Origin of the sequence: Pedobacter endophyticus (genome assembly GCF_015679185.1) — a bacterium.
Taxonomy (GTDB): domain Bacteria; phylum Bacteroidota; class Bacteroidia; order Sphingobacteriales; family Sphingobacteriaceae; genus Pedobacter; species Pedobacter endophyticus.
In genome coordinates, this window is sequence record NZ_CP064939.1 from 3,367,135 (window position 1) to 3,380,961 (window position 13,827).

General features: G+C 41.2%; 6 protein-coding genes. All 6 read left to right on the plus strand.

Annotation, left to right across the window (positions count from 1 at the left end; genetic code table 11):
* The first annotated feature begins 64 nt into the window (after positions 1-64).
* Positions 65-2,560, plus strand: coding sequence for a M14 family metallopeptidase (locus tag IZT61_RS13650; protein WP_196097451.1), 2,496 nt, complete (start codon positions 65-67; stop codon positions 2,558-2,560).
* 171 nt (positions 2,561-2,731) lie between these two features.
* The gene (locus IZT61_RS22305; RefSeq protein WP_230383690.1) at positions 2,732-3,841 is read left to right on the plus strand and encodes a carboxypeptidase-like regulatory domain-containing protein; all 1,110 of its coding nucleotides are present in this window, start codon (positions 2,732-2,734) and stop codon (positions 3,839-3,841) included.
* Between the two features lie 2,047 nt (positions 3,842-5,888).
* Positions 5,889-7,520, plus strand: a complete 1,632-nt coding sequence (locus IZT61_RS13660; RefSeq protein ID WP_196097452.1) for a SusD/RagB family nutrient-binding outer membrane lipoprotein — start codon at positions 5,889-5,891, stop codon at positions 7,518-7,520.
* Between the two features lie 12 nt (positions 7,521-7,532).
* Complete coding sequence (locus IZT61_RS13665) at positions 7,533-8,393, plus strand: DUF1735 domain-containing protein (RefSeq protein ID WP_196097453.1); 861 nt, start codon at positions 7,533-7,535, stop codon at positions 8,391-8,393.
* A 642-nt stretch (positions 8,394-9,035) separates the two neighbouring features.
* On the plus strand, positions 9,036-12,182 hold the full coding sequence (locus tag IZT61_RS13670; protein WP_230383697.1) for a SusC/RagA family TonB-linked outer membrane protein: 3,147 nt from the start codon (positions 9,036-9,038) through the stop codon (positions 12,180-12,182).
* Between the two features lie 11 nt (positions 12,183-12,193).
* Positions 12,194-13,825, plus strand: a complete 1,632-nt coding sequence (locus IZT61_RS13675; protein ID WP_196097454.1) for a SusD/RagB family nutrient-binding outer membrane lipoprotein — start codon at positions 12,194-12,196, stop codon at positions 13,823-13,825.
* Positions 13,826-13,827: the final 2 nt, after the last annotated feature.

A 13,827-nucleotide genomic window follows, 5' to 3' on the forward strand; every position in this document is an offset into this window, starting at 1 on the left:
TAAAATTAACGTTTAGCAATAACAAAAAGCAAAATTACTACATTAGTTAAAATTTATCCATTTTATGAAGAAAAGCCTTACGCTCAGTCTGTTTTTACTCATTTCGTTTCTAGCCGTTCAAGCACAAATCAAATCGCCCGATGAGTTTTTGGGTTACGAACTTGGCAATCACTTTACACCGCACCACCGTGTGGTCGATTATTTTCGGCAGGCTGCGGCTGCATCTTCGAGCAATATAAAACTGGTAGAATATGGCAAAACGAACGAGGGCAGGCCGCTTCTTGCTGCTTTTATCTCAACGGCAGAAAATATTGCAAGGCTAGATCAAATCAAGGCAAATAATACAAAATTAGCTTCAGGAACAACAAATTCGGTCGATTTGGCCCTTCAACCCGCAATTGTTTGGTTAAGCTACAATGTTCATGGCAATGAGGCAAATTCTACTGAAACATCCATGAAAATGCTTTATACATTGGCCTCGGGTAAAAATGCTGAAGCCAACCAATGGCTGCAAAATACGGTTGTGGTGATCGACCCATGCCTCAATCCCGATGGTAGAGATCGGTATGTGAACTATTTTAATAGTGTTGTTGGCAAAACGCCTAACCCCGATCCAATGTCGAGAGAACATATCGAACCCTGGCCGGGCGGCAGGGCTAACCATTATTATTTCGATCTGAACCGCGATTGGGCCTGGCAAACACAAATAGAGAGCCAGCAACGATTGGCTTTATATAACGAATGGATGCCGCAAATACACGTCGATTTTCACGAACAAGGCTACAATGAACCATACTATTTTGCGCCCGCCGCAGAGCCTGTACATCAGGATATTACGCCTTGGCAGCGCAATTTTCAGGTTGTGGTGGGTAAAAACAATGCGAAGTATTTTGATGCCCAGGGCTGGGGCTACTTTACCAAAGAACGATTCGATCTGCTCTACCCTTCTTACGGAGATACTTACCCGCTGTATAATGGATCAATTGGAATGACTTACGAGCAAGGTGGAATAAGGGCTGGCTTGATCGTAATTAATAATGAAGGTGATACTTTGACTTTAAAGGATAGGATTGCCCACCATTTCACCACAGGGATGTCGACCGTTGAGGTGTCGTCATTAAATCACGATAAGCTTTTGGCGGAGTATGTCAAGTATTTTCGGCAGGAATTGGCTACCGCTCCGGGTATTTATAAAACATTTGTAATCAAACCCACTAACTTGTCGCGGCAGAAAAAGTTGGCAGAATTGTTAACAAAAAATAAAATCGAGTTCAGTTATGGCGCCGACAAATCGGGTAAAGGCTACGACTACGATACACAAAAAGAAGAAAGTTTTACCGTTAATCGTAACGATTTGATCGTTAATGTACAACAAACCAGGGCCGTTTTGGCAAACGTTTTATTAGAACCAAAAACGCTCGTAACCGATTCAAACACCTACGATATTACGGCCTGGGCCCTGCCTTATGTTTATGGATTAAAAGCTTATGCCAGCAAGGAAAGTTTCAAAGGAAGGTTTTCGTCGCTAGCCGAAGATCAGTCTTCGGCCATGGATATGGATAAGCCATTGGCCTGGCTCTTTTCGTGGGGCGCTGCCGAAGATGTTCAGGTATTAATTGCCTTGCAAAAGGAAAATGTGCGGGTTCGACAAGCCGATCAGCCGTTTACTGTTTCTGGTAAGGATTACCCGGCCGGAACCCTGATTGTTTTACGGGTTGAAAATGAAAAATCGAACCAAGCTATTAAAGATAAGGTTGTTGCCATTGCCACTAGGTTCAAAAAACCCGTTCAGGCTATTGCAAGTGGGCTTGTTGATAAAGGGAAAGATTTTGGATCAAACGTTTACCCGATTCTTAATGAACCGAAAATCGCAGTTGTTTCCGGCAGTGAAGTGTCATCTTTGGCTTTTGGCGAAGTTTGGTTCTATCTGGAGCACGATTTGAATCTATCGCCAGGCATAATCAATGCTAAGGATATCAATAGTCTCGATATTGGAAAAATAAACACATTGATATTACCTGACGGCAGTTACGGTAGCTTTATTGGCGACGGGTTGGTGGCCTGGCTGAAAAAAGGAGGGCGATTAATATTGATGGAAGACGCCATTGAAAGCGTTCTTGATAAAAAAGGCTTTGATATTAAGAAAAAGGAAGTTGTTGTAAACAAGAATGCAAAGCCTACACCGAGCAAGTTGCTTTTTAAGGATAAAGATAAGGACGATTATGATTACGCCATCCCCGGAGCCATTTACAGGATCAATCTCGATGCTTCTCACCCCTTCTCTTACGGTTTGGGAAAGTGGTATTATAGCTTAAAAACCGACCGGAAAATTTATGTGCCTTTTGTTGAGGGCTGGAACGTGGGTCAGGTAAACGATAAGAGCTTGATGGCTGGCGTTGTGGGCAAAAAGGTAAGAGAAGAACTAAAAACGGGCTTATTAATCGGTGTGCAGGACCTTGGCAAAGGCCAGGTAGTTTACCTCGCCAACGATCCTTTGTTTAGAAATTTTTGGGAAAGCGGAAAGACGCTTTTTGGCAATATTCTGTTTTGTAATTACTAAATACTTGTAAAATACGTATTTATACTTATTGCCTTCAAAACAAAATTTGTATCTTTGACCAGATTCTCCCGAATTGTTATAGTAGTTAATTTCTAATTGAGATTAGGAGTTAGTGAATCCATATTGGTTACAACAGTAATTATTAATTCATTAACTAACTTATTTTCAATTATGAAAAAACTTCTACAAAGTTTGTTCATACTTATGTTTGTTGCAAGTTCTGCACTGGCACAAGAGAGAACAATTACTGGTACGGTAACATCTCAGGAAGATGGGCTGCCGATACCGGGCGCTACTGTTAGGGTCAAGGAGATCCCTAATCTAGGCGCACAAACCAATGCAGACGGACAATATTCTTTCACTGTTCCTTCCACGGCTAAAACATTCGTGTTTAGTTATCTAGGTTACAGGGCAAAAGAAATGGTTCTTTCAGGGAGCAGCGTCTTAAACGTCGCTTTGGTATCTGATGTGACTTCTTTAAACGAGGTTGTTGTAACTGCGGGCGGTATCAGTATTCAGCGCCGTCAACAGGGTAATCAATCGACAACTGTTAAGGCAGAAGAACTTACACAAGGAAAAGCATTTAATGTGGCAAGCGCCTTAACAGGTAAAGTCGCAGGCTTACAGGTAAATGCCGTGAGTAGTGGTGTTAACCCGAGCGTTCGTCTGGTGCTTAGGGGTAACCGCTCTTTGCTGGGTAATAACCAGGCGCTGGTTGTGGTTGATAATGTCATTGTGCCAAGTGATATCTTGGGAAATTTAAATCCCGAGGATATTGAAAGCATTGAGGTTTTAAATGGAGCCGGTGCTGCTGCGCTTTATGGATCTGACGCTTCCAACGGTGCTTTGATTATTCAAACCAAAAAAGGTAAAAGGGGCGCTTCAACTATCAATGTAAGCCATACCACCAACATAGAGCAGGTTAGTTTTTTGCCTCAGCTACAAGAACGTTTTGGTTCCGGAACAGGTAACGATGACATTCCTACATATACTCCTTACGAAAATCAACAGTATGGCCCAGCTTCGATGGCGTTGTCCGTCCAATTGGCAAGCCGTTGGCTGATGGTTCAATTCAATCAGTTCCTTATTCATTTAATTCAGATGAAAATAAAAATGCCTTTTGGGAAACAGGCGTTTCTAACCAAACAGATTTTAATATGTCTTCAGGTGATGATAAAGGGACGTATTACTTCTCTGGTCAGTACTTCGATCAAAAAAGCACGGTTCCTGGAGACAAGTACAACAGATTTACGATGCGTATTAACGGTGAACGTAACCTGACAAGCAACATTACTTTTAGCTTTAACGCTAACTATATTCAAAATCGCTACGATAGATCTTCTGCAATTGGTACTGTGTTCGATAACGTGTTACAATCACCAGGTCAAATTCCGCTAACAAGATATAAAGACTACAAAAACGATCCATTTTCAACGCCGGATGGATATTATAATGAATACTACCAGAATCCTTATTTCGCGCTGGGAAATAACCGTAGTTTATCGCGTAATGACTATTTGACTGGAAATGTACAATTGAAATGGTTTCCGATTAAGGAGCTATCTTTGTTAGTAAGAGTTGGTCTATCAAATCGAAGCTTTGCAACCAAAAATACTACTGATAAATTCACTTACTCTGATTACCGATTGAAAGAAACCCCGAACTTTTCAAATGTTGTCGGAGCAGTAGGCGAGTCATCAGGCTTCAATACCCAAATTAATCCTGAATTTATCGCCCAATACATTAAAAAGCTGTCAAAAGATTTTACTTTAAACGTTATTGCTGGCGGTGTATTGAGACAGAACGCCTTTAAGGTTGTAAGCGTGGGTACAACAGGTGGCTTAGCTCAAAGCGGGTTTTTCAATATCAATAATGGCTTAGGAAACGCTAGTGCTAGTGAAGCAGATTATAAGGCAAGACAGATTGGCTTATATGGCGATGCTCGTTTAGGCTTTAGAAATTATTTATATTTGCATATAACAGGCAGAAATGACTGGAGGTCTATCTTAGCGCCTGAGAGTAGATCATTCTTTTATCCAGCGGCAGACATCTCGTTTATCGCTTCTGATGCCTTTTCATTCTTAAAACAGTCTAACGTAATTGAGTCGTTGAAAATCAGAGGTGGTGTGTCTAAAGTTGGTAATGTGAACTTGGGAAATTCACTTAACTTTGGAGCCTATTCACTGCTTCCGACTTTTAGTTCTAGTTTTGGCTACCCATTTAATGGTATTGCGGGCTATGGCTTGAATGACCGAATTGTAGCTCCAAATATCAAACCTGAAATTACATTAGCTTACGAAGGGGGTATAGATTTTTCATTATATAAAGCTAGAATTACCGGTAGCTTTACTTATTATAATAGCAGTACTACTGACCAGGCAGTGCCAATTGACATTGCTAGTTCTAGTGGGTTCGATACATTTTTAACAAATACGGGTGAGGTTACAAATAAAGGTATAGAAACTACGCTTCGCGTTGTCCCTGTTAGCAATACCACGACCGGATTAGAGGTTTCTGTCGGCGCTAACTATACGTATAATGAAAATAAGGTTGCATCAATAGGGAGTGGATTAACTCAGGTTTCACTGGCAGGCTCCACTGGTACAGGTTTGGGAATATGGGCAATCGAAGGGCAGTCTTTTCCATCAATAAAGGGAACAGATTATGTAAGAGATGACCAAGGAAGAATCATTGTTGATCCAACCACAGGCTTTCCAAGTAATTCTACAAATACTATTGTTCTAGGAAACACCTCTCCTAAACATCGCATCGGACTTGACGCGGCGGCATCGTTTAAAGGATTCAGATTAGCTGTTTTATTCGAATATAGGGGAGGTTTTGTAATGGGGCAAACTTCTGGTAGCTATGATTTTTCTGGTGCAGGTATCAGAACAACTTATTTTAACCGTGAGCGCTTTGTTATTCCGAACTCTTCTTACCTAGATCCAGTTACGAATACTTATGTAGAGAATACAAACATTACAACTAGAACTGGGGGTGTAGATTTTTGGACGAATGGACCAACTAATACTGCCGTAGGCACAAACTATGTTTATTCAGCGGCATTTTGGAAGTTAAGAGAGCTATCACTGGGGTACGACATCCCTAAATCAGTTTTGGGAAGTTTGAAATATGTAAAAGCTGCTCGTATCAGCTTGCAGGGAAGAAATTTATTTATTTGGACACCGAAAACAAACATTTATACCGATCCCGAATATAGCTCTGCCGGCGCTGATAGCAATGGTATTGGTGTTGTTAACCTTGGCCAAACGCCACCAGCTAGATTTTACGGTGCGACTCTATCATTAACATTTTAACACATATTAATATGAAAAAGATTTTAAACTTTTTATTGATGGGTGCCATAGCAGTTGGCTTTTCTTCCTGCAAAAAGTACCTGGATATAAATAAAAATACAAACGATGCGACAACTGCAACCCCAGCACTTGTTTTGCCTCAGGCAATTGTTGGCACGGCAGCAGTTTCGCAAGCTCTTAATGCATCTTATTATACGCTTGGTGGTTTTTCAGCAAACATTTATGGGGTGGGCGGCTATGGCTCTACTTTGACTTATGCATACACTGCCGGAAGTTTTGTAACTGGCTTCACTGCGTCCTACGATAACGCAAATGACTACCAGTATGTAATTGATAATACCGCAGCCGATCCGTCTCTAGCCTATTCAACTGCGATTGCTCGTATAATGAAAGCCTATGTTTTTGCAAAAGTTGTCGATCAATATAATGACGTGCCCTATTTCGAAGCTTTAAAGGGCAGCACCATGTTGACCCCAAAGTACGATAAGGCTGAGGATATTTACAAAGATTTAATTTCTCAATTAACAACGTCAATTGAATTGATAACTGCGGCTCAAGCAAGCGTGGCAACAAGTAATATTGTTCCAAGTACAGACCCTTTATTTAAAGGAGACATGAATTTATGGAAGAAATTTGCAAATACGATTAAACTACGTTTGTTAATTAAGATGGCGGGAGTTCCTGAGCAGGCTAGCTACGCTGCGACAGGGTTTAACGGATTAAATACTTCAATTGGCTTTTTGAGTACAAACGCTTTGGTTAATCCCGGCTATGTTAAGGCAAACAATTCGGATGGAGTTAGTCAACAAAACCCTAGCTATAATAGCCTTGCTTTTAATACAAGTAATGTTAGATCGCAAAGTCAGTCGATTCCCACTAGGTGGATTATGACTTTCTATACAGGATCAAAGTTGTCAGACCCCGGTCGGGGAGATGTAATCTATAGAGGTTTCCCAAGTACAGCTGTCAATCAATTGGGAGAGGAGAATACATCTTCTTCTCAGGTTCCGCCGGCAGGGTTTTCTGCTTGGTTTACCGGGATCGATGCAACTAGCCCTGGCTTAGGTGTAGCAAAAGGGCCTTCTCAGGGACAATCGCTAATGTTGGCCGCTGAGAGTTATTTTTTACAGGCTGAAGCCTACGTGAGAGGTTATCTAACCGGCGATGCTGAAGCAGCCTTTAAAGCTGGTATTACTGCGTCTTTTGATTATTTGTATCAAAACCAAAATAATACAGTTGATCCGGGTAAAAATGTGTCTTCTGCTGTTTTGGCTTACCAGACTGCAAATCCTGGTAGTTATTTAGTTAACTATCAATTAACCGCTATGCCGGCTATTGGCGATTACAATACAGATGTTTTACAGCGAAGAATAGAAGCGATTATAACTCAAAAATACATTGCGATGAACATGATTCATTGTGATGAGGCATTTAACGAGTTTAAACGAACAACTTATCCACGGATTGTGAATGGCTCGCAAGATGCCCTTTTAACCTTTGCCTCTAAGCAATCGGTTTCCACACGTCCTGATAAACTGCCTGGCCGTGTTCTTTATCCACAATCAGAATACAATTTAAACCCAGCCAACGTTCCTTCGGTTACCTTGTTTGGCTCAAAAATATTTTGGGACACAAAAGATTAATTTATAGAAATTATGAAAAAATATACATATAAATCACTAGCGCTATTCTTAGTTATTACATCACTAACATCTTGTCTTAAAGATGATAGCCTGGTTTTAGATCCTAAAAAGGGGCATAATGTAATCGAGTTTGCTAACCCAGGACAAATTGCAATTAATGGCAGTATTTACCCCTTGTATGTGCTGTCTTATGAGGTAGTCCCAGAAGTTTCTACAACCGTTACTGTCAGTTATTCTGGTCCTGAAACGGAGGCACCGGAAGATATTACTGTTAATTTAGCTTTAGCTCCCAGTTCTGTAATTGAGGAGTATAACACGAAACAAGATAAACATTACGAACTGATGCCAACTTCAAATTATACCTTTAACACAAGTTCAGTCGTTATTAAAAAAGGAACAACCAAAGCTAGTTTTGATATTAAGTTTAAACCCAATACATTCGATCTATCCAAGGCACTCGTGTTGCCATTGAAGATCGTTTCCGCCTCTTCTGGTATTGTTAGTGGAAACTTCAACGTTATACTCTTAAATGTAGGCGCAAAAAACGCTTATGACGGTATTTATCAGTATACCACATCTGCAAGTACCTCTTTACAGCCAAATAAGAATGTTGAAGTCGAACTGATTACGCAGTCGTCTACAACAGTAGGTCTTTCTCCAGGACTATTAGCCACTTACAGTAACGTTGTTACCTACACGGTAGACCCTACTACGCTTGCAGTGACTGTTACTTGTCCGTCTTTGGGCGTGCAAACACCCCAAGATGTTAGAAGCAAATACGACCCTACAACAAAAACATTTACGGTTTTTTGGAAGCAAGGAAATGGCAATAGAACTTTTGAAGAAACACTTGTTTATAAAAGAGGGAGATAAATATCAGACCGTTTTCTATTTGAAACAGGCCAGCAACTTAATATTGGTCCCAGTTAGGCAACTAGCTGGGACTTTTTGGTTATAGAAAGCGCCGTACTTTTGCTACATGCGCTGTACCCTGCGCGATGCAGCCCTTGCTATTGCTCCTTCATATCAAACGCATCTTTGCTCAATTTGATGATCACGATCAGCTGTTAACCGCACTTTCTGTCCAAAAAATCTTCAAAACCTCATAATTCAGCCCATGTTTTCGGCCGAATTCTTGGTTCAGCGATGCAAAAATTCTATTTTTCTTTAAAATCAAACTTAAGAATCAAACATAATTAACGGACTTTTTAGTTATGTAGCGTTTATTGTCAAAAATCGTCGTCTTTTTCGCCTAATTTATGCCTTTTCGCCCTATACTAAAACGTTTTTCCAGCCAAAAAACTGTGCGTCCTTGCCGATTAACGGCCACTACCCCATTGTGGGGCCATAATTCCACGGTGATTTCGTTATTTGATGACTTATTTTCCCAAAAAGCCACAACTTGTAGAAATAATTACCCGTTTTTGTTAAAAAATGTTAAAATAAATTTGGTGGTATTGTTAACTAACTATATTTTAGCGCCTAACAAATCATTAACTAACCTATTATTTTATTATGAAAAAACTTCTACAAAGTTTGTTCATTCTTATGTTCGTTGCGTTCAGCGCAGCGGCTCAAGAAAGAACAGTCAGTGGAACAGTAACATCCCAAGAAGATGGCCTACCAGTTCCAGGTGCAACAGTTAGAGTCAAAGAAATCCCCAATCTCGGCGCACAAACCGGCGCAAATGGCAAATTCACTCTAAAAGTACCAGCAAACGGCAAAACACTTATCGTTACTTTTTTGGGCTATGGCACCAGAGAGTTCGCTATTCCTAGCAGTAATGTGCTTAATGCGGTGTTAGTATCCGACGTAACCTCGCTAAATGAAGTTGTAGTAACCGCTGGCGGTATTACCATTCAACGTAGACAGCAGGGTAACCAATCGACAACCGTAAAAGCCGAAGAGCTAACTCAAGGCAAGGCCTTTAACGTTGCCAGCGCTTTAACAGGTAAAGTGGCGGGTTTGCAAGTAAATGCCGTGAGTAGTGGTGTTAACCCAAGCGTTCGTTTAGTATTAAGAGGAAACCGCTCATTGCTTGGAAATAACCAGGCGTTGGTTGTTGTCGATAATGTTATTGTACCGAGTGACATTTTGGGTAATTTGAATCCCGAAGATATTGAGAACATTGAGGTACTGAATGGTGCCGGAGCAGCTGCGCTCTACGGATCAGATGCATCTAACGGTGCCTTGATTATTCAGACCAAAAAAGGCAAAAGAGGTACATCATCGATCAATGTAAGCCACACAACCAACGTAGAGCAAGTAAGTTTCTTGCCTCAATTACAAGAGCGTTTTGGCTCAGGTACAGGTAACGATGATGTTCCAACTTATACGGCTTTTGAGAACCAACAATATGGACCAGCATTCGATGGTACTGTTCGCCCTATTGGCAAGCCGCTGGCAGATGGATCAATCCAGTCTGTACCTTACTCATTCAACAGCGATGAAAACAAAAACGCATTTTGGGAAACAGGCTATTCAAATCAAACAGATTTTAATGTTTCATCAGGCGATGAAAAGGGAACTTATTATTTCTCTGGCCAGTATTTCGATCAAAAAAGTACCGTTCCGGGCGATAAGTACAACAGGTTCACCATGCGTATTAACGGTGAGCGTAACCTAACGCAAAACCTTACTTTCAGTTTCAATGCCAACTACGTGCAAAATCGCTACAATACCTCATCTGCAATCTCTGCAGTTTTCGATAACGTATTGCAGTCGCCTGGGCAAATTCCTTTAACCAGGTATAAGGATTACAAAAATGATCCATTCTCTACTCCAGACGGATATTACAATGAATACTATCAAAACCCATATTTCGCTTTGGGCAATAACCGTAGCATTACCCGCAACGATTATTTAACAGGAAATGTCCAGTTGAAGTGGTTCCCGATTAAGGAATTATCTTTATTGGTGAGAGCGAGTTTATCAAACCGTAGCTTTGCAAACAAATCGACCACTGATAAATATACTTATTCTGATTACCGTTTAAGACTAACATCAAACTTCTCAAATATTCTTGGTTCGGTAAGCGATTACTCGGGTTTTAACACGCAAATAAACCCTGAGTTTATTGCGCAGTACATCAAGAAACTATCAAGAGATTTTACCTTGAATGTAATCGCTGGTGGTACAGTAAGACAAAACACATACAAAACCGTAAATGTGAATACCAATGGCGGTTTGGCTCAAGGTGGTTTCTTCAACATTGGTAATGGCCTTCAAAATCCAGGTGCGAGCGAAGCAAATTATAAAGCCAGACAAATTGGCCTCTATGGCGATGCCCGTTTAGGTTTCAGAGACTATCTGTATTTGCACGTAACCGGAAGAAACGATTGGAGATCGATTTTATCTCCCGAGAACAGATCGTTCTTCTATCCATCTGCTGATATCTCGTTCATTGCGTCGGATGCGATTCCTTTCTTAAAGAATTCAAACGTAATTGAATCATTAAAAATCCGTGGTGGTGTATCAAAAGTAGGTAACGTAAACTTAGGCAACAACTCTAACTTCGGTGCTTACGCCCTATTGCCAACATTTGGCTCGGCTTATGGATATCCTTACGGCGGTATTCCGGGCTACACTTTGGGCGATAGAATCGTTGCTGCAGACATTAAGCCGGAGATGACTTTAGCCTATGAAGGCGGTATCGATTTCTCTTTACTTAAATCGAGAGTTACCGGTAGTTTCACTTATTATAATACCAGCACTACAGATCAAACGGTGCCAATCGACGTGGCAACCTCAACAGGTTTCAACAAATTCTTAACCAACACTGGTGAAGTAACCAACAAAGGTGTTGAAACATCACTTCGCGTTGTGCCAGTAAGAAATACAACCAACGGATTAGAAGTTTCGGTAGGTGCAAACTATACTTACAACGAAAACAAGGTGGCTTCGATCAGCAACGGTTTAAGTCAGATTTCGCTATCAGGATCTGCAACTACGGGCTTGGGCGTTTGGGCGATCGAAGGACAGTCTTTCCCATCGCTTAAAGGTACTGACTATGTAAGAGATACCGAAGGCAGAATAATTGTAGATCGTATTACAGGATTTCCAAGTTTGACCACTGGAACGTTTATTTTAGGAAATACAGAGCCAAAACACCGTTTAGGATTAGATGCAACGGCATCATTTAAAGGGTTCCGTTTAGCGGCCTTGTTCGAATATAGAGGCGGTTTTGTGATGGCCCAAAGTTCTGGAAGCTACGACTTCTCAGGAGCGGGAATCAGAACCACCTATTTTAACCGCGAGCGTTTCGTTGTGCCAAACTCTTCTTACTTAGATCCGGCAACCAACACTTATGTAGAGAATACAAACATTACCACGCGTACAGGTGGAGTTGACTTTTGGACCAACGGACCAACAAACACTGGTGTAGGTACCAACTATGTGTATTCAGCAGCTTTCTGGAAATTAAGAGAGTTATCATTGGGATATGATATTCCTAAATCGGTTTTGGGGAATTTAAAATATGTTAAGGCCGCTCGTATTAGTATTCAGGGTAGAAACTTATTTATCTGGACTCCAAAAACAAATATTTACACAGACCCGGAATACAGTTCTGCCGGAGCTGACAACAATGGTATAGGTATCGTTAACCTTGGCCAAACGCCTCCAGCCAGATTTTATGGAGCAACCTTATCATTAACATTTTAATACACACTGATATGAAAAAGATTTTAAACGTCATATTGATAGGTGCCGTTGCAGTGGGCTTCGCTTCCTGCAAAAAGTATCTTGATATTAATACAAATCAAAACAGCGCAACAAGTTCAACGCCTGCGCTCGTATTGCCTCAGGCCATTGTGGGTACTGCAGCAATTACTCAGTCGCTTAACAGCGCTTATTATTTTCCGGGTGGTTTTTCTGCCAACATTTTTGGTGTGGGTGGTTACGGAGCCAGCGTAACTTATGCCTATACCGCCGGTAGCTTCGTAACAGGTTTTTCTTCCTCGTACGATAATGCAACCGATTACCAGTATGTTATTGATAACACATCTGCCGATCCAGCATTAGCTTATTCAACTGCAATTGCCAGAATTATGAAGGCATTTGTTTTCGCCAGAATAGTAGATCAGTATAACGACGTGCCTTACACAGATGCTGTTAAAGGTAATGCCGTGCTTACCCCGAAATACGATAAGGCCGAAGACATCTATAAAGATCTCATTGCTCAGCTTACCGCATCAATCGATGCAATTGCTGCGGCGCAAGGAGGTACAGTGGCAAATAAGGTAGTTGCAAGTACCGATCCATTATTTAAAGGAGATATGGATTTGTGGAAAAAGTTTGCAAACACGATTAAACTGAGATTACTGATCAAAATGCGTGGCGTGCCCGAGCAGGCATCTTATGCTACAACAGAATTTGCTGCTTTGAACACCACACTTGGTTTCTTAACAACAAACGCATTGGTAAACCCTGGCTATGTTAAAGAAGCAAACAGACAAAGCCCGATTTACGGATCGCTTGGTTTCGCTAGTGATGGTACCAGGTCGCAAGGTCAGGCAATCCCTACTAAATGGATTCTATCTTTTTATAATGGAACCAAATTGTCTGATCCCGGACGCGGACGCGTAATCTATCGTGGTTTCCCCAGCACCCCTACCAATCAGTTGGGTGAAGAGAATACCGTATCAACTCAAGTTCCACCAACCGGATTTTCTGCTTGGTTTACCGGAGTTGATGCAAACACACCAGGGCTAGGTGTGGCCAAAGGCCCATCGCAAGGTCAGCCTTTAATGTTGGCCGCAGAAAGTCATTTCTTACAAGCCGAAGCTTACGTGAGAGGTTATTTAACAGGCGACGCCAAAGCAGCGTTTGAATCTGGCATTACCGCTTCATTCAATTATCTATACCAAAACCAAAATGGTACCGTAGACGCAGGAAAAAATGTTAGTGCCGATGTTGCAGCCTATATCGCTGCAAATGCCGATCAAAGTGCAAATCCATTGGTTTATTTAGCCAACTGGAACTTTACAGATAAGCCCTTAGCCAGCGATTATAATCAAAGCACCTTAGAAAGAAGAATTGAGGCGATCATTACTCAAAAGTACATTGCATTTAACGTAATTCACGCCGATGAAGCTTTCAACGAATTTAAGCGTACTACCTATCCACGCGTTGTAAATGGCTCGCAAGATCCAGTATTAACGTTTGCTTCAAAGCAGTCAGTTTCAACACGCCCAGACAGAATGATCGGAAGGGTTCTTTATCCACAAAGTGAGTATAACCTGAATCCTACAAATGTTCCTTCGGTTACAATATTCGGTTCGCGAATTTTCTGGGACTTAAATTAATA